11 protein-coding genes and 2 pseudogenes are annotated in these 17,673 nt (G+C 70.4%); 7 read left to right on the top strand and 6 right to left on the bottom strand.

The features are described from left to right. Positions 1 to 69: 69 nt before the first annotated feature. Positions 70 to 1,254: a thiolase family protein gene (locus AC6CID_RS14325; RefSeq protein ID WP_094980686.1), complete on the top strand. Its 1,185-nt coding sequence runs from the start codon at positions 70 to 72 to the stop codon at positions 1,252 to 1,254. A gap of 60 nt (positions 1,255 to 1,314) precedes the next feature. Here AC6CID_RS14325 and AC6CID_RS14320 read toward each other — a convergent pair whose 3' ends face one another. Genes AC6CID_RS14320 through AC6CID_RS14310 form a run of 3 tightly spaced genes read right to left on the bottom strand, consistent with a single transcriptional unit; the run spans position 1,315 to position 8,209 of the window. Then, complete coding sequence (locus AC6CID_RS14320; RefSeq protein ID WP_498354106.1) at positions 1,315 to 5,541, bottom strand: TIGR02680 family protein; 4,227 nt, start codon at positions 5,539 to 5,541, stop codon at positions 1,315 to 1,317. Further along, positions 5,538 to 6,683 carry a TIGR02678 family protein gene (locus tag AC6CID_RS14315; RefSeq protein ID WP_498354105.1) on the bottom strand — a complete coding sequence of 382 codons (1,146 nt, stop codon included), beginning with the start codon at positions 6,681 to 6,683 and terminating at the stop codon, positions 5,538 to 5,540. Before AC6CID_RS14315 ends, AC6CID_RS14320 begins: the two co-directional genes overlap by 4 nt. Continuing rightward, entirely contained in the window at positions 6,680 to 8,209 is a 1,530-nt protein-coding gene (locus tag AC6CID_RS14310; RefSeq protein WP_094980683.1) for a DUF2397 domain-containing protein, read from the bottom strand. The genes AC6CID_RS14315 and AC6CID_RS14310 overlap by 4 nt, the downstream gene beginning before the upstream one ends. 175 nt (positions 8,210 to 8,384) lie before the next feature. Here AC6CID_RS14310 and AC6CID_RS14305 point away from each other — a divergent pair, with 175 nt between their 5' ends. Together AC6CID_RS14305 and AC6CID_RS14300 are read left to right on the top strand one after the other, a co-directional pair. Beyond that, positions 8,385 to 8,873, top strand: coding sequence for a MarR family winged helix-turn-helix transcriptional regulator (locus tag AC6CID_RS14305; RefSeq protein ID WP_094980682.1), 489 nt, complete (start codon positions 8,385 to 8,387; stop codon positions 8,871 to 8,873). Continuing rightward, positions 8,866 to 10,656 carry an AMP-dependent synthetase/ligase gene (locus tag AC6CID_RS14300; protein WP_064061204.1) on the top strand — a complete coding sequence of 597 codons (1,791 nt, stop codon included), beginning with the start codon at positions 8,866 to 8,868 and terminating at the stop codon, positions 10,654 to 10,656. The genes AC6CID_RS14305 and AC6CID_RS14300 overlap by 8 nt, the downstream gene beginning before the upstream one ends. 75 nt (positions 10,657 to 10,731) lie before the next feature. Here the strand turns inward: AC6CID_RS14300 and malQ are convergent, their stop codons facing one another. Then, complete coding sequence (gene malQ, locus AC6CID_RS14295; protein ID WP_498354104.1) at positions 10,732 to 12,855, bottom strand: 4-alpha-glucanotransferase; 2,124 nt, start codon at positions 12,853 to 12,855, stop codon at positions 10,732 to 10,734. Between the two features lie 61 nt (positions 12,856 to 12,916). Between malQ and AC6CID_RS14290 the strand changes: the two genes are divergently transcribed. Continuing rightward, entirely contained in the window at positions 12,917 to 13,447 is a 531-nt protein-coding gene (locus AC6CID_RS14290) for an O-acetyl-ADP-ribose deacetylase (RefSeq protein ID WP_094981099.1), read from the top strand. On the opposite strand, the gene AC6CID_RS14285 is transcribed toward AC6CID_RS14290, so the two are convergent. Next, a complete protein-coding gene (locus AC6CID_RS14285) occupies positions 13,438 to 14,871 on the bottom strand; it encodes a TY-Chap domain-containing protein (RefSeq protein WP_094980679.1) in 1,434 nt (477 codons plus the stop codon). The genes AC6CID_RS14290 and AC6CID_RS14285 overlap by 10 nt on opposite strands. Positions 14,872 to 15,102: 231 nt before the next feature. On the opposite strand from AC6CID_RS14285, the gene AC6CID_RS14280 reads away from it, so the two are divergent. The 3 genes and pseudogenes from AC6CID_RS14280 to AC6CID_RS14270 all read left to right on the top strand — a co-directional run. Beyond that, positions 15,103 to 15,261: a hypothetical protein gene (locus tag AC6CID_RS14280; RefSeq protein WP_019288929.1), complete on the top strand. Its 159-nt coding sequence runs from the start codon at positions 15,103 to 15,105 to the stop codon at positions 15,259 to 15,261. Beyond that, positions 15,258 to 16,223 (top strand): annotated as a pseudogene (locus AC6CID_RS14275) (FAD-binding protein); the annotation flags it as partial. The gene AC6CID_RS14280 and the pseudogene AC6CID_RS14275, both read left to right, overlap by 4 nt. Next, a pseudogene (locus AC6CID_RS14270) lies at positions 16,223 to 16,471 on the top strand (4Fe-4S dicluster domain-containing protein); the annotation flags it as partial. The pseudogenes AC6CID_RS14275 and AC6CID_RS14270, both read left to right, overlap by 1 nt. A gap of 41 nt (positions 16,472 to 16,512) precedes the next feature. Here the strand turns inward: AC6CID_RS14270 and AC6CID_RS14265 are convergent. Then, a complete protein-coding gene (locus tag AC6CID_RS14265) occupies positions 16,513 to 17,547 on the bottom strand; it encodes an alpha/beta hydrolase (protein ID WP_264721788.1) in 1,035 nt (344 codons plus the stop codon). Positions 17,548 to 17,673 lie beyond the last annotated feature (126 nt).

The raw sequence follows: 17,673 nt of genomic DNA, 5'->3' as shown, positions 1-17,673 counted from the left end.
TCCCGAAGATCTGTGCGCTCGGCGGTGCCGGCGCGTGGACCCCAGGTGTTCGACCAGATTGGACGAGAAATGACCGCTCCGGAACGCATCGTCATCGTCGACGGCGCACGCACCCCCGTCGGCAGCTTCGGCGGCGCACTCAAGGACGTACCCGCGCACGAACTCGGCGCCACCGCGGTCCGCGAGGCGCTGCAGCGCGCGGGTGTCGCAGGTGAGGACATCGACGAGGTTGTCATGGGTTGCATCGGACAGGTAGGTGCCGACGCCTACAACGCCCGTCGCGTCACCCTCGCCGCCGGACTTCCCGTCTCCACCCCGGCCCTCACCGTCAACCGCCTGTGCGGCTCGGGTCTGCAGGCCGTGTGGTCCGCAGCCCAGGAGATCCGTTGGGGTGCCGCGGAGATCACCGTCGCCGGTGGCGACGAGAGCATGTCGCGCATGCCGTTCTACGACTTCGGTGCCCGCAACGGTTACAAGCTCGGCAACCGCGAGCTCGTCGACGGCACCGTCGGCATGCTCACCGATCCGTTCAGCGGACTGCACATGGGCGTCACGGCCGAGAACGTCGCCCGCGAGTACGGCGTCAGCCGCGAGCAGCAGGATGAGTTCGCCCTCGAATCGCAGCGCCGCGCCGCCACCGACGCTGCGAAGGCCGCCTTCGCCGAGGAGATCACCTCGGTCGAGATCGGTGGCCGCAAGCCCGTCACCGTCACCGAGGACGAGCACCCCAAGCCCGACACCACCCTCGAGGTGCTCGGCAAGCTGCGCTCGGCGTTCATCAAGGACGGCACCGTCACCGCCGGTAATGCCTCCGGGATCAACGACGGCGCTGCCGCGCTCGTCCTGGCCCGCGAGTCGGTCGCCCGTGAACGCGGTCTCGGTGCCTCTGTCGTGCTCGAGTCGGTCGTCACCTCGGCGATGGAGCCCGAGCTGATGGGCTACGCCCCGACCCTCGCCCTGGTGAAGCTGTTCGAGCAGAACGGCCTGACCCCGGCCGACATCGACACCGTCGAGCTCAACGAGGCCTTCGCCTCGCAGGCCGTGGCGGTGGCGCGCGACGCCAAGCTCGACCCGGAGAAGACCAACCCCTACGGCGGTGCCATCGCCCTGGGTCACCCGGTCGGCGCGACCGGCGCGATCCTGACGCTGCGCGTCGCCAAGGACCTGATCCGTCGCGATCTCGAACTCGGCGTCGTCACCATGTGCATCGGTGGCGGACAGGCACTCGCCGCGCTGCTGCGCCGCGTGTCCTGATCCGGGCAGGTTTCGAAGGACCGACAGTGGTGGGAGCGATACGTATCGCTCCCACCACTGTCATGTCTGCAGCTCGGTGAGCGGTCGGAGTTGCCGGACGCGCCCGTCCCAGTGCACGCGGGTCGTCACGGCCGCGCCGTCGGCGAGTCGCCGGACCTCGTAGACGTCGAGCTCGGGCACCTCCGGCACACAACCCCACAGTGCGTGCCCGGTCATGACGAAGTCGATATCCTGCCGTACGAGCAGACCCATGAGTTCACCGATCGTCGGGTCGTCGATCTTGGCGAACGCGTCGTCGAGCAGCACGAGCCGCAGTGCGGTGCCGGTGTCGGGTAGGCCCGAGAGATAGCCGTCCGCCGCCGCGAACAGCGCCACGTACGACACGAATCGGGTCTCACCCTGGGATATCTTGGCGCGCGCGGAGATCCGCCTCTCCCGGTCCGGTTCGGGGCCGAGGATGGTCACCTCGACCTCGTGCCAGCGCCGGTAGTCCAGTGCCTGCGACAGGTGCTGCGCGTAGCCGGCGGACGGATCGGCGGTGTGGGCGGATTCCACCCGGCGCCGCAGCACCCCGACCAGTTCGGACGCATCCTCGGGTGACCGCTCGGTGGCGGTGAGCAGCTGCGTCAGCCGCGCCGCGTCGGCGTCCTCGCCACCGGGGCGCCACTCGATCCTCACGCCGATCCCGTGCGTCGTGCGGCTGTCGGCGAGACTGTCGTTCATCGCGGCGATCACCTGTCGTGCCCGCTCGATCCGCCGGCGCAGTTCGTCGGCCACACCGCCGAGCACGAATCCCGTGAACACGTCGTGTTCGCGTTGCGACAGTGCCCGCCGGCCGTCCTCGACCTGCCGGGTCAGGGTGACTGAGAGACCCGCGGGCGTGGTGTCGTCACCCGCCCCGGCGATCCGGACGCGATGGGCGCCGTGCGTCACCGTGTGCTCGATGTCGAACCGGGCCGTGAGGTCGCGGTCGAACTGTTGCAGCGCGACGAGCATCGCGTTCTCGTCGACTCCCGTGCGTGGCGGCAACGTGGCCAGCAGGGTGCGGGCCACGGAGAGCACGTGATCCGGATCCTCGAGGTGGACGGGAGGCAGAACCGTCCGGGCAGAGGCGGAGTCCGACTCCGGATTCTCCTCGAGTGCGCCGCGTAGTTCGGGCAGCTGCAGGTGAGCGGCGAGCAGTTCGGCGGCCGCGGCGAGTTCGCGACGGTCGCGGTCGAGCCGTTCGCGTGCGGCAGCACATCGCTGCAGCACCTCGGCGACGGCACGGCCGAGATGGTCGCGATGGGCGACCGTGCGCCGGAACTGTTCGTCGGCGCGTGCCCGTTCGGCCTCCGAGTCACGCAGTTCCTGCGCCAGGTCGGCGGCGTCGACGTCGACAGCGGCGGTCTGGGCAGCGACCACCGCGGCCTTCGCGTGCCATTCGTAGCGGCACGATTCGGCGATCTCCTCCGAGTCGATCCGCTCGGCGGTGGCCTGCACGCACCGTTCGGCGGCATCCGTGAACCGGACGTGGGCAGCAAGGACGTCACCGAGATCGCGTGCCAGCTCGGTGCACAGTGTCTCTGCGGAGGCGCATCCGGCGACCAGCGCCTCGAGTTCCGGAACATCGCCGGGCACGCCGAAGTGCTCGCACGCTGTGCGGTGTGCGTCGAGCTCGGCGGTCCAGCGAGCACGCAGCGTCGTCGCCCGCTCGCGCAGTTCCACCGCGGTGTTCGCCGCGGACCGCACGTGCGCGTACGCGTGCCGACGTCGTTCGAGCGCGGCGCGCAGAGCGTGTGAGGTCGGCGCGGTCGACAGGTGTGCGTCGATCTCCGCCCGCCGGTGCGCCGCGTCGGGATAGTCGACGCGCAGCTGTTCCACCGCCAGGTCGATCCGGATGAGTTCGGCGCGGATCTCGTCGAGACGCACCCGACGTGCCGCGGTTGCGGCCTCCCGGGCAGGACTGCCGATGCTGCGCGGGGCCTCGGCGGTGTGGCGCCCGCGCAGAACTCCGTTGTGCCAGCGGCCGTCCCGTGAGACCGAGGCCACCGCGGTGGCGTCCTCGAATCCGATCGTGTTGAGGACCGCCTCGATCGCCGGGCGCGGTACGTCGGCCTCGGGGTCGGGACGCAGGACCGTCGACAGGGGCTGCGCCGGTGGTTCACCGCGCGGCGAGACGAGGACCTGGCCGCCGAGCGCACGCAAGCGGCCCTCGCCGTCGACCGTGGCGGTGAGGAAACCCGCGGAGAGCAACGCCGCCTCGATTCCGGCGCGATCGTCGTCCCCGAGGGTGTCGACGAACTCGACCGCCCGCCACAGTGGGACACCGTCGGTGCGCACGTGCCAGGGCGCCTGTTCCGGTCCCTCGCCGATCGCGTCGAGTGCCGCCTGTTCGCGGACGAGGTCCTCGCGCGCGGTCCGCGCCTCACGTTCGCGGCGCTCGCGCTCGGCCGGGGCGCCGGCGAGGTCGCTCAGGGCGGACCGAGCGGCGGTCGTGGGCAGCGAATCCAGCTCTGCGAGTGCCGAATCGAGGTCGATGTCCTCGGAGTCCGTGTCGCCGGTGTCGGTGGGGGACGAGTCGATCAGTGCGTCGAGTCGCGTGGACAGTCGGCGCATCAGGATGACCCGATCCCGATCGAGTTCCGGCAGCAGAGCCGTCGTGCGGTCGGCGGTGATCCACTCGCGCCACCGGTGCTGCAGACCGGCGGCGGCCGCACCGACACCGGCATCCGTCTCGGCGGCCTCGACGGCACGCTGCTCGGCGTCGCGGGCCGCGCGGTCGGCCGCCGCCGCGGCTTCCCGGACCGCATGCGCGGCGGCGTCGAGCCGACGCGCCTCGAGCAGTCGCCGACCCGCCTGGTCCCGCCGGCGACGGGTCGCCTCGGCGGCACGCAGGATCGCGCCCCGGACCTCGTCGACGTGCCCGGCGTCGAAGGAGACCGTCGCGACCACCGGCCGCACCACCTGCTCGGTGGTGTCGTCGATGCCGGTGCGCACGGGCTCGAGCACAGCGGGTGGACGGTCGGCGGAGAAGTGCAGCGTGGTCGGCGCGGTGTCGTGCGGAAGACCCACCGACAGCAGGTCGCGACCTACCGTCGCAAGCCGTCTCGCGGCACGCGTGACCGAGAAGGTCAGTTCGTCGAGGAGGCGGGCCGCGTGGTCGGTGTGGCGCCGTTCCTGCATGCGGCTGCGATCGGCGGCGGCGGTTGCGTGCTCGGCGGCGCGGCGGAGCGCATCGACGGCGAGCTGGCGCTGCGCGAGATCGTCCGCGGACCGGAACATCTCGTGGGTCTCGAGTCCGCGGATCGCGCGGTCGAGTTCGGCGACCTGGTCGCGGCGCTCCTTCAGGCGGGTGTCCGCGGCGGCGGCCTGCGCGTCGAGGTCGGCCGCCTCGGCTTCCGCGACGGTGAGTGCGCGTCGCGTCTCGACGACCCGCTGCGCGAGGTCGCGCGCGGTCTCGGCGCCGGCGCGCAGCAGATCCGCAGCGTACTGCCGGTACACCTCGTGGAACCGCAGCACGTGTGCGTGCGCCGCTTCGAGACGGACCTGTTCCTGACGGGTGTCACCGAGCAGGTCGAGGCGACCTCCCGCTTCGGCGAGCATGTTCTCCGTCAGCGGTGGCAGCGCATCCGACAGGATCTGAGGGAGGCGTCCCTCGTCGATGCGGTGGCCGACATCGGGTGAGCGCAGGGTGTGCAGCAGTTGCAACAAGCCGTCGTAGCGTTCGCGTCCCGTCTCCGCGTGCAGGCCGAACACCGACTTCCGCACGGTCTCGCGATGCCGCTCCGGATCACGGGTGAGGTTGTCGGCACCGACGAGTTCGGCGAGTCGCTCCCGCGAGAGCGGGATGCGGGCGTCATCGACGAGGTGCAACTCGGTGCCGACACGCAAAGGTGTCGTGAAGAAGTGCACGTCGCTGCGACGGGCGTCGGCGCGGTGCCGGACCTGCGCCCCGACGGTGAAATGTCCGCTGGGGCGCGCCAGTTCGAGCCAGAGATAGCCGACACGGTCGGTGGTGTCCGAGGCCCCGGTACGCATGAGTTCGTCGAGGTCGACCTTCGCGGCGCCCGTCGCGTCCATGCGCCTGCGGTCGGCGTCGAGCAGGAAGGGCAGCAACATCTCGAGGGCGCGGGACTTCCCCGATCCGTTGGTGCCGCGCAGGATCATCCGCCCACCGGACAGGACGAACTCGACGTCCAGGTAGTGCCACACGTTCACGATGCCGGCGCGGTGGAGACGCCAGCGATCCGGGAAACGGGGTGGAGAGTTCTCGTCGAGGGCGGACGGGTCGGACGAGTGGGTCATCGACACTTGCTTTCGGCGGGGACGGGGCGGTAGCGGGCGGCGGGTGCGGTCAGTTCGAGTCCGTTCTCGTGCGGGCGCGCCAGTCCGAGCCGGAAGAGCAGAGCGACGACGTCCCGGCGCAGGAGCGCGAAATCGCGGACATAGATGCTCTTCCAGGTGCGGGAACGCGCGGCGGCGAGATCGGCGAGAACCGAGTCGAGGTTGTGCGCGTCGACGTGCAATGTGGTCGCCGCCGAGTCGCCGAACCGTTCGGTGAGTTCGGCCAGGAGCAGCAGGCTGGCGTGCTTCAGGGTGCCCGACCCCGGGAACGCCTCGTCGGTGAGCACGCCGGCCGGGTCGTACGCGAGCGCACCCTCGGCACGCACCTCGAGCACGAGGCCGAAGTCGTTCTCCAGCATCCGGGCGAGCTCGTGCCGGTCGCGGGCGAGGATCGTCGCCGACTCGTCGTCCAGTTCGTCGCGCGCGACGAACGGGTCCTCGACGAGCCTGCGGTACAGGCGGAGAGCGGCGGGTTCGTGCTCGTGACGTGCGAGTACCGCTGCGGGACCGGGCATCCCATGGAGGGGAGTGTCGAGCAGCTGGGAGAGCAGGTCGCGGTGGACGTCGAGATGCGGCCCGTCGCCCCTCACCTCGTCGCCGCTCACCTCGTCCCCGTGACCGGACTCGGCGATCACGCCCCATTCCTCGAGGACGCGCAGGGCCGCAGCGAGGTTCCGCTCCTCGGACACCGGGTCGCCGAACACGATCCCGTTCTCGCGCGCATCGGCGCGCACCTGCTCGAGCAGGTCGTCGACGGACACCCTCTCGCCGGTCCCGGGTTCGAGCAGTGCCGCGCACACCAGCGCGAGACACGCGTAGGTGATCGCGCCGAACTCGGTGCCGTCGGCGTGGCGGAGCGCCCGGTGCGGTGAGGTGGGCCCGAGCGGTGCCTTGATCAGACGGGCGAAGGTCGGTTCGACGACGAGCCGGTATCCGAGGCGGTCGGCGAACATCGACTTCAGGGCCGGGGCGTGGCGCCGAACGAGGTCGAAGGTCTCCCGTTCGCTCGCGGCGGTGACGATCGGCTGTTGCAGCATCGCCCGCGCCGCGTCCCGCCGACCGGAGACGTCCCCGGACACCGTGCTCGCGTACGAGGTGCTCATGGCGCCGCCGCACTGTGATCGAGCGATGCCGTGACCGACGTGCGCAACGAGAAACCGTGCACGGTGAGATCGCCGTCGGGGGAGTGCACCACGGTGTCGGCGCCGGGCTCCGCCGTCAGCGACAACCCGAGATCGGGATCGTCCACCTGCACCGGACCGTCGGTGGTGAGGTGGCCCGCGAGCGCGGCGGCGAGGACGTCGAGCAGGACGTCGCGCGCCTCCGCCGACAGGTCCGCTCCGTGCAGGTCGCCCGCCGCACTCAGTTCGGCGACGGCGTCGGAGCGGCGGCGCGACTCTCGCCGGGCGAGTTCGTCGGCCCGGACCCGGTCGGGCATCGAATCGGGGAGTCGGCCGACGGCCGCGAGGGACGTGTGGTCGCCGCGTTCGCGCAACGACACGGGCACGACGACGGGATCGGCCCGCCACCACGACGTGCCTGCACCCACTCGCGGGTCGGTCTCGTCGGGGCCGAGCAGCAGGTGCCGGCTCGGGAAGGCACCGAAGGTCGCGGCGAACAACCGGTGGCCCTGCTCGTCGGAGGACTCGGTGAACCACCGGGCCAGGCGCAGGAGATCTGCGCGGTGCGAGAAGCCCGGCGTGCTCGCCATGATCCGCCGAGTGCGCACGAGCAGCCGGTTCAGCGCCTCCGCCGCTGCCTCGCGCATGCGGCGCGGGCCGGCGTCCTCGGCGTACCACTGCGCCAGTTCGTCCCAGTCGGTGCGACGGCGACCGGGGGACCCGGGCACGGTGTTCGGCAGGCCGGACTCGCGCAACGCGGCGAGCAGGGAGTCCAGACGCGGCCTGATCCGGTCGAGCCTGCCGGCGACGAGAGGGGCGAGGCGCTCGACGTCCGAACCGATGACGTCGACGTAGTCGAGGAGCAGGTTCTTGGTCTCCGCGTGATCGTCGACCGCCCCGGCGCGTTCGCGATCGGATGAGTGTTCGGGACGGCCGGAGTGCTCGAGACGGCTCAGGATCTCGGCGAGGTGCGAATAGAAATCGGCGACGCTGTCGGTGAACATCCGGTGGTGCGCGAACAGGGCGGTGACGTGGGCGGCCAGCTCGTCCCGATCGGGCACGTTCCCGTCGTCCACCAGCAGCTCCTCGATGCGGGCGAGCCCGTCCGCGACACAACGGAGCGACACGCGTGCCACGCCGCGCACGTCGTCGGAGGTGGAGAGAAGCCTGCCGGTCTCGCGGTGCACCCGCAGCCCGGCCGGTGTCGGCCGGTATCGGGCACGGACCTCGGTCGAGGCGGTCTCGGGAGCGCTCCGCCGGTGGGAGCCGCCACCGTCGGTTCCGCCGCTGGTGAGTGCGAGATTGCCCCACCGGACCAGGCTGCGACACCGGGCATCGACGACCGCGATGTCGAGCGCCACCCCGCGCCGCGCACACGAGACCGCGATATCGTCGGCGGACAGATCGGCGAGCAGGAGGTCGGTGAAGCAGTCCATGACCGCGAGGTACTCGTCCGCTTCGTCGGCGACGAGATGACGGAACAGGTCGCGACCGATGTGTTCGCCCATCCGACCTCTTCTCCCGAGTGCTGACGCCGTACGGACAGACAGGCTAGCCCGGTGAACGCCGAGCGGGGCGGACGAGTTCACCGGGTGCGCGCACGGGCTGTGGAGAGGCAGGCCGGAAATCGGCAGGACACCGCGCGGATTCGTGCCGTGCCTCACTCGCGTTTATAGTTGCCCTGTGCAACACAATCGGCAGGCCCGGCGGCCGTCTGCGGACGGCGTTGCCCGCGTATACGAGGAGTTCGTGCTTCTCCTGCGCTTCCTGACGTCCGGAGCACGAACGCAGGACAGCGGACTCTCGCTGGTCCAGCATTCGCTTCTCGGCTTCATCTCCCGAAATCCGGGCTGCCGCGCCACCGACATATCCGAGGTCTTCGGTGTCCACCGCTCGACCGTGTCGCGCCAACTGCGTCACGCCGTCGATGCGGGCTGGGTCGAGGCGGGGACGGGTCCGGCACGTGCCGGACATCCGCTCCGGCTCACCGACCACGGAGCGACAGTTCTCGAAGGTGCGGTCGTGCGTCGTCTCGACGACGTCCGCGCCGGCCTCGAGGGCTGGGACGAGAACGAACTCGAACGCTTCGTGGATCTCCTGCGCCGCTTCCGCGCAGGAATCGATTCCGACGACCGGACTCCCGACCAGAACGATGGAGATTGCAGTGCGTGAGTACTCGACCCCGGCCCCGTTCACCATTGGTGACGACGAATCGGTCGTCCACACGGTGTTCACCCATGCGGAGAAGACTCCGCACCGCGTGATGTACTCCCGGCCGCAGGGTGACGACTGGGTCGCGGTCACTGCGCAGCAGTTCGCCGACCAAGTGAAGGCCGTCGCAAAGGGCCTGATCGCCAACGGTGTGCAGCCCGGCGATCGTGTCGCGCTGCTCTCGGCCACCCGCTACGAGTGGTCGCTGTTCGACTACGCGATCTGGACGGCCGGCGCGGTGTCGGTACCGATCTACGACTCCTCGTCCACCGAGCAGATTCGCTGGATCCTCCAGGACTCCGGGGCCGTCCTCGCTGTCGTCGAAACCGCGCGGCACGAGAAGCTCTTCGTCGACATGCCCGACACCCTCCGTCGCATCCTGCAGATCGAGGACGGCGCGGTGAACACGCTTGCGGCCGATGGTGCCGAGGTCGACGACGCCGAGATCACCACGCGTCTGGCCGGAATCCGTTCCGGCGGCCTGGCTTCCCTCGTCTACACCTCGGGAACCACCGGGCGACCCAAGGGCTGCATGCTCACCCACCGCAACTTCCTCGCCGAGGTCCGGTCCATCCTCACCTCGGACATCGGTATCGTCGCCAAGCCCGGCAACCGCGGCCTGACCTTCCTGCCCCTCGCGCACGTGCTGGCGCGCGCGGTGTCGCTCGCGCTCTTCGAAGCAGGCACGGCGCAGGCTCACTGGGCGGACTTCTCGACCGTCTCCGCGCAGTTTGCCCGGTACTCGCCGAACATCATCCTCGGTGTGCCGCGCGTCTTCGAGAAGGTGCGTGACGCGGCAGCGGGCAAGGCGGCGGCCGGCGGACCGGTCAAAGCGGCGATCTTCGATTTCGCCGAGCGCACCGCCATCGCCTACAGCGAATCGCTCGACCACGGCGGCCCCACCTTCACGTTGAAGGCCAAGCGCGCCCTCGCCGACAAGCTGGTCTACTCCAAGCTGCGCGAGGCCATGGGCAACGAGTGCTGGTACGCGATCTCCGGCGGCGGTGCCCTGAGTGCCCGTCTCGGTCACTTCTTCCGCGGCGTCGGCGTGCCGATCTACGAGGGCTACGGCCTCACCGAGACCACGGCCGCACACAGCGTGAACACGCCCGGCGCGCAGAAGATCGGCACCGTCGGGCGTCCCATGGGCGGGAACTCGGCGCGCATCGCGGATGACGGCGAGATCGAGCTGCGCGGCATGGTCGTCTTCGACGGCTACTGGCGCAACGACGAGGCCACTGCCGGTGCCTTCCACGACGGCTGGTTCCGCACCGGCGACCTCGGCTCGCTCGACGAGGACGGCTACCTGTCCATCACCGGGCGCAAGAAGGACCTCATCATCACCGCCGGCGGCAAGAACGTCTCACCCGGGCCGATCGAGGACCGCATGCGGTCGCACACCCTCGTCTCCCAGGCCGTCGTCGTCGGCGACGGACGCAGCTTCGTCACCGCTCTGGTGACCGTCGATCCGGACGTCTTCGAGAACTGGAAGACCGAGAACGGCAAGCCCAGCGGTGCGACGATCGCCGACCTGCGCCACGACGCCACGCTGCGGGACGCGATGCAGACCATCGTGGACGACGCCAACACCCTCGTCTCGCACAGCGAGGCGATCAAGAAGTTCGCCATTCTCGACCGCGATCTCACCGAGGAGTCCGGTGAGCTCACACCGACGCTGAAGATCAAGCGCAACGTTGTCACCGAGCATTTCGCCCACGAGATCGACGCTCTGTACGCGAAGTGATGCTTTAGGGGCGCGTACCCGAGCAGCGGCCGCCGATCCGGCATCCGGATCGGCGGTCGCAGTGTTCGTGTGGTGTCACTCCACCGGTGAGGTGTCTCCGGAGACTGCCCGGGCCAGTCGCGCGAATCCGTCGTGGTCGACGAGATCCTCGACGAGCACGACCTTGCCGCGGGCATCGGCGAGCGGAACCCGCCAGTTCGGATACTCGTCGACGGTGCCCGGCTGGTTCTGGCTGCGACGCTCGCCGGTCACATCTGCCAGCGAAACGCCCAGCAGCGCAGACGGACTCGCCGCGATCAGCCGGTGCAGCGCCTCGACCTGGCGATCGACGTCGGTCTCGCCTTCGTCGAGCAGACCCCGTTCGACCGCGAGCGCCAGAACCGAGTCGCGTTCGGCCTCCGCATCGGTGAGTTCGGCGTCGAGGTCGCCTTCGAGCAGGCCGAGCTCCGACCGCAGCCGGATGTGGTCGCCCGCAAGGTATCCCGCGGTGGGCGCGAGGTCGTGTGTGGTCACCGAGGTCAGGCGCAGGGTGCGGTAGGTTTCCGGCCCGCGTGGGGAGTCCTCGTCGCGTTCGAACCACAGGATCGACGTCCCGGCGATCCCCCGCTCGGCGAGATACTCCTGCACCCACTCCTCGAAGACCCCGAGGTCCTCACCAACGACCACGGCGCCGGCGCGATGCGCCTCGAGCGCCAGGATGCCGACGAGTGCCTCGTGGTCGCTGCGGACGTACGCGCCGTCGGCGGGCGACATCCCCTCCGGTACCCACCAGGTGCGGAACAGTCCCAGGATGTGATCGGCCCGGACACCACCCGCGTGCCGCAACGCCGAGCGCACCACATCGCGGAAGGGGATGTATCCCAGCTCCGCGAGACGATCCGGCCGCCACGGCGGCTGATTCCAGTTCTGGCCGTTGCGGTTGAAGTCGTCGGCGGGGGCGCCCACCGTGACGCCCGACGCCAGCGCGTCGCCCAGCGTCCAGGCGTCGGCGCCGTGCGGGCCGACACCCACTGCGAGGTCGTGCAGGATTCCGATATCGGAACCTGCTGCAAGCGAAGCAGTCTGAGCGTTCGCGAGCTGCTCGTCGCACAACCACTGCAGCCGGCGGTGGAAGTCGATCCGCGAGGCCAGTCGCTCGCGCAACCGGGTGACCTTCGGGTCGTCGGGGCTCGGAGCGCGTGACGCCCACCGGTCGGCGCGGTCGCCGAACTTCTCGTATAGCGCGCACCACAGCGCGAAGTCGTCGAGCGCCTGCCCGCCCTCGGCGCAGAACGCCTCGTACCGTGCGCGGCGGGCCGGGCCGAGCGGCACCCGGTACACGCGCTCGAGGACGTCGAGTTTCGCGCGGAAAGTCGCGTCCCGGTCGAGACGCCGCGCCTTCCGGTTCGCCTTCGCCGCGCGCTGCGCGTGCTCGTCGAGTTCCTTGCGGTGTTTCGCGGGGAGGTAGGCCGCCTCCGGGATGTCCTCGATACGCAGGTACAGCGGGTCGACGAAACGCCGCGACGACGGCAGGTAGGGCGACGGTTCGTGCGGCGGCACGGGCTCGGCCGCGTGCACGGGGTTGATCAGGACGAAGTCGCCGCCGTAACCGGCCGTGATCGCCGCCAGATCGGCCAGGTCGGCGAAATCACCGATGCCCCACGACCGGCGGCTGCGCACCGAATAGATCTGGGCCGCAAGGCCCCAGCGCTTCTTCTCGAGCAGCCGGTCGGCGGTGGACAGCCGGCGCGGGGTCACGACCAGGAGCGCGGTGGTCTCGATGTCGTTGCTGCGGGCGTGCACGACATGCCAGCCGAGGGGCAGGCGCGGAACGGCGAAGGTCGCGCGGCCCACGAGCCGGCCGTCGACGGTCCGCGGGTCCACCCACACGTCGAGCTGCTCGACGTCGACCTCCGCCCCGTCCTCGGCGACGACCCACACCGACACCGGGTCGCCGTGCGGCACGTGCACCGGGAACGTCCGGTCGTCGCCCTCGACGACCACGAGCGCGGGCGGGAGCATGCAGCGCCACGGGCGGTCGTCGAAGTCGGCGAGCGATGCCACGACCTCGTCGTCCGTCCCGGCCGGGACGTCGAGCGCGGCGAGTACGCGCCGCAACGTCTCGTCGGAGACATCGTGGTCGCGTCCACCCCATCCCGTGTAGGTGGTGGTGATGCCGTGCTTTCCGGCCAGTTCGCGCAGCTTCGCCGAGGACGTCACGGTCCTGAATCATGCCAGCAAAACGACTCGGGGGCAGCGCGCGGAACATATGGTCGACAGGGTGACCGCTCTCGACATCGCGCACGGCGACATCACCAACATCGCGGTGGATGCGATCGTCAACGCCGCGAACTCGTCCCTGCTCGGGGGCGGGGGAGTGGACGGTGCGATCCACCGAGCGGGCGGCCCCGAGATCCTCGCGGCCTGCCGCGAACTCCGCGCGACCTCGCTACCCGACGGACTCGAACCGGGCCGTGCGGTGGCGACTCCCGCGGGGCGTCTCCCGGCGCGATGGGTGATCCACACCGTGGGCCCGGTGTGGTCGGCGCACGAGGACCGATCCGGGATCCTGCGTTCGGCGTACCGCAACAGTCTGCTCGTCGCGCAGGACCTCGGCGCCCGCACGGTGTCGTTCCCGCTCGTCTCGGCCGGCGTCTACGGCTGGCCACTCGACGACGCCGCCCTGCAGGCCGTCACCACCATCCGGGAGACACAGACGGATGTGGAGACCGTCGTACTCGTCGGCTTCGACAACGCCGCTGTCGACGCGCTCCGTCGCGCCGTGTCCCGAGCGGGATCGGCTCAGGAGTAATCGCCGAAGCCGTCGAAGAGGGTCGGTTCGTCGGGGTTGTCGAACAGTGCGGGCTGCTCGGGCGACGCCTCACGGCCGGCGCTCGATCTCGATGCGCGCGATCCGGTCGAATCGGTACCCTCGCCCTGTTCGAGGAACTGCAGAGCCTCCGCGAGCGAGCGGCTCGTCGCCTCCCATTCGAGTGCCCGAGCCCGTGCCTCGCGAGCACCGTCGGTGTTGAGCGCTGCCTCGCGGGTCTGCGACTCGCCGTCCCACCACACCTGCAGTTCGGTGCTGATGGTGAGGAACCGCCGCAACTGCTCGGGATTGCGATCGCCGATCGCCGCGACGGTGCTTGCGGTGACATCGGTCGCGCCGTCGAGATGGAAGTCGCGCACCGCGAGCAGGGCCACCGGCAGATCGTCCTCGGCGTCGGGTAACTGCGAGACGTCGCCCCAGGGCGGATCGGCCGCACCACCCGTCGCCCCGTCGAATCCCTGATCGCGCAGCAACGAGCCACCGATATGGGTGGCGAACGAACTGTCGACGGTGTCGAGGAACTGCGTGATGGTCTCGAGCGATCCGAGCAGGTGCGCCGGAGCGAACGGCGCGGCCGGAACATGGTCGACGATCGCGAGCCGGTCGTCGACCAGCACGAACTTCAGGTGCGGCCACCGGCGGTTGAGGTCGACGCAGATCTCGGCGGCCCGCGTGCGTCCGGTGATGGAATGGACGATCGGTGCGAACAGGTCGACGGTGCCGCCTCCGGGGCCGACACCGACGAACACCAGGACCCCGGCGATCCGCAGGACGAGATCGCCGTCCTCGTCCCAGGCGGGCAGATCGTCGATCCGCTCGTGCAGGGTGGATTCGATCAGTTCGCGCACGTGGTCGTCGCCGCTGGGGACGACCGCGAGCGGCACCTCCGGGGCCTGCGTGCGACCGGCCTGCGGCGTCTCGGGCACGAGGAACGAAGTGAGCTCGGCGACCGAGCGCTCCGTCCCGAATGTCTCGGCCCGCAGGAAGAGGGGATGGGGAACGCCCCACACCGAGCGCAGGGCACGCACGGCGATGACGGCGAGCTGATCGGCCCAGCTGCCCGGACGATCGATCCAGAACGCCGGGGATCCGTCGTCCTCCGGATCGTCCGGTCCGCGGGAGGGCGCCTTCAGCCCGAGTTCGAGGAGCATCTGCTCGTCGACCGGCGTGAGGTGCCGGTCGGGGGCGAGGTGGGCGTTGGACGGGACCTCGCAGCGGACGAGCCGGTCTCCCCACGCGTAGAACTGCACGCACGGCCCCGCCGGGCCGCCGGCCTCGTCGGTGAAGGGTTCGAGGACCAGGCCGTCGCCGTCGCTCATGGCCGCGACATGGTCGGCCAGGCGCGTGCGGAACTCGCGCCAGGCCGCATCGACGTCCTGGTCGAACCGGGTCTGCGCGTCGGCCATGATCGGACCCCCTTCTCTGTGCGGTCGAGCCGAGAGAAAGACTAGTCGCCGGTACCGACAGGCATTCCTCCGCTCGGTCGCACGAGCGACAGCTCGCCGGAGCGCACGGTGCGCGGTCGCCGGCGGCCCGCGCGAGCGCACGGTTCTCGGCCGCCGACGGCCCGCCGGAGTGTTCCGATCCCGGCGAGCGAAACCGTGTCGATCCGTCCGGAGATGGTCGACCATCGACGCATGATCGACGCCATCATCCGTCTCGTCCGGACGCTGCCGGCCCGCATCCCCGCAGTACAGTCGGCAGATCCGTTCGTGGAGATCGTCGCCATATCGGCCGGGGTAGCCGAATGCACCGCAGATGCCGTGGCGGACTACGCGATCCGCGTGTCGATATGACCGTCAGCGACGGGACGGAGATCGACACCGACGTCCTCGTGCTCGGCGGGGGACCGGCCGGTACCTGGGCGGCGTTCGCGGCCGCCCGGGCCGGGAGTCGCGTGGTCCTCGCCGACAAGGGCTACTGCGGGACGAGCGGCCCGACCGCGTCCGGCGGCAACAACCTCTGGTACCTGCCGCCCGGACCCGAGCGCGCCGCGGCCGTCGACCGCCGCCACATCGAAGGGGGACTGCTCTCCGATCCCGCCTGGATGCACCGGGTGCTCGACGAGACCTATCGACGCGTCGACGACCTCGCCGTCCACGGCCGTTATCCCTTCGGCGTGGACCCGGAGACCGGACGTCGCCGGGGCAGCAGCTTGCAGGGACCCGAGTACATGCGGCGGATGCGCCGCCTCGTCCACCGCGCCGGCGTGCGCATCCTGGATCAGTCGCCCGCCCTGCAACTGCTCGTCGATACCGACGGTGCGGTGGCCGGCGCGACCGGTGTCCACCGCCGGCAGGGGTACGAGCCGTGGACGGCGCGTGCCGGTGCGGTCGTCCTCGCCACGGGAGGCTGTGCCTTCCTCTCCGGCAGCTTCGGTACCGACGTCGACACCGGCGACGGTCACCTCATGGCCGCCGAGGCCGGTGCCGAGTTCTCCGGGATGGAGTTCTCCTCGGCCTACGCGCTCGCGCCTTCCTGGAGTGGGCACACGAAGGGACTGTTCATGCAGTTCGCGACGTTCTACGACGACGCCCGTGTGCGGCTCGGCGACGACCGCGCGACCGCCATGCGGTACCTGCTCGACGGTATCCCGGTCCACGCCCGTCTCGACCGGGCACATCCCGACCACCGCGAAGCGATGCGTCGTTCCCAGCCCAACTACTTCCTGCCTCTGGACAAGGCCGGGATCGACCCGTTCACCGAGATGTACCCGGTGCGGGCGGTCCTCGAGGGAACGGTGCGCGGTACCGGTGGGGGCTTCCCGTTGTCGCGCACCAGGAGGACTGCCAGACCTGCTTCATGTGCGAGGTCAACTGCCCCGCCGACGCTCTCTACGTCGCACCCTATTCGGCTGCGGTGAGCGAGGATTCGCCACACCGGGACGTCGATGCGCTCACGGAGTCCGGTGCGCTCGGGCGCTACCGCGCCGTCGTCGGATGGGGTCGGGGACGACGAGCCGGTGCCCGTGAGGACCGCAACGACCTGTTCACGGGCCGGGCCTGAGGGCAGCGGCACCCGGGGAGCGGGTTAGCGGGTTAGCGGGTTCACCGCAGTTCACGCACGAAGCGGCCGATCTCGGCGATCGCGCGGCCGCTCTCCGGGACGACCCCCGCCGCGGCCTGGAAGGCGTGCACCTGTTTCTCCCACACCTGGAGTTCGGCGGAGACCCCGGCGAGTTGCAGTCGCCGGGCCATCAACTCGGCGTCGACGTAGGTCATCTCCTCGGATCCGGTCTGGATGAGTGCGGGAGGCATCTCCGACAGATCGAGATCGACGGGGGAGGCGACCGGTTCGGCGCCTTCGCCGCCGAGGCGTTCGGCGCGTTCGACGAGGGTGGACAGCACAGCGACGGCGCGTCGCGGGAAGACGGCACACCGGTGCGAGTTGGGATGGTCGAGTTTGCCCCGCGGGTCGAGATCGGTGAGGGGCGACAGCGCGACGGTGCCGGCCGGGCGGCCGATGCCGAGTCGTACGGCTTCGTGGGCGACGGCGAAGGTGAGGAAGCCGCCGGCGGAATCCCCGGCGATCACGACACGCTCGGCCGGGTGGCCGTGCGCCACGAGCCAGCGCAATCCGTCGAGGCCGTCCTCGACCGCGCGCCGGATCGGATGGCGGGGCAGCATGCGGTAACCGACGGCCAGGACCGGCGCGCCGGTGGTGGCGGAGATGCGGGAGACCAGATGGCGGTGCGTGGTGAGGCCGCAGCACAGGAACGCGCCGCCGTGCAGGTACAGGACGGCGGTGCCGTCCATACCGACCTGCGCGGCGGTGCCGTCCATATCGACCTGCGCGGCCGGGAGTGCGGCACCCGGCGCCCAGAGCAGTTCCGCCGGGCACATCGGTAGGTCGACTCGCCGGCGGTGTGTGCCGGGCACGGGCACGAGAGGGAACGCGAGGTGGTCTATCGCCGACGCCGGCCAGGGGAGGGTCGGGGCGTACGACCATGCCTCGATGAACGGCCGCACGGTACGGCGCACCGAGAAGGACAAGGCACGGGACCGAGTGCTCACCCCCGCGAACTCGCGCGTGGTCGCGTGGTGCGTGGGCAGAGGGAGCAACTCGGTGCGGGCGACGCTCATGACCGGCACCTCCTCGGTCTGCCCGGAGTTGTGGTCGGACCCGGTCGGGGTGGCTGCACGAACTTCGGATTTACGAGGATACGCCCGTTCATCCAGGTCGCGAGGGTTTGCTGAGCAATCGTTGTG

The sequence above is a fragment of the Rhodococcus sp. GQ147 genome (assembly GCF_059759155.1).
This window is presented reverse-complemented; position numbering and strand designations above follow the sequence as displayed.

What these genes read in the sequence shown, in the direction of transcription:
- AC6CID_RS14325 (WP_094980686.1), top strand. Translation starts at nt 70, where the DNA reads ATGACCGCTCCGGAACGCATCGTCATCGTCGACGGCGCACGCACCCCC.
- AC6CID_RS14320 (WP_498354106.1), bottom strand. Translation starts at nt 5,541, where the DNA reads ATGACCCACTCGTCCGACCCGTCCGCCCTCGACGAGAACTCTCCACCC.
- AC6CID_RS14315 (WP_498354105.1), bottom strand. Translation starts at nt 6,683, where the DNA reads ATGAGCACCTCGTACGCGAGCACGGTGTCCGGGGACGTCTCCGGTCGG.
- AC6CID_RS14310 (WP_094980683.1), bottom strand. Translation starts at nt 8,209, where the DNA reads ATGGGCGAACACATCGGTCGCGACCTGTTCCGTCATCTCGTCGCCGAC.
- AC6CID_RS14285 (WP_094980679.1), bottom strand. Translation starts at nt 14,871, where the DNA reads ATGGCCGACGCGCAGACCCGGTTCGACCAGGACGTCGATGCGGCCTGG.
- AC6CID_RS14280 (WP_019288929.1), top strand. Translation starts at nt 15,103, where the DNA reads ATGATCGACGCCATCATCCGTCTCGTCCGGACGCTGCCGGCCCGCATC.
- AC6CID_RS14265 (WP_264721788.1), bottom strand. Translation starts at nt 17,547, where the DNA reads ATGAGCGTCGCCCGCACCGAGTTGCTCCCTCTGCCCACGCACCACGCG.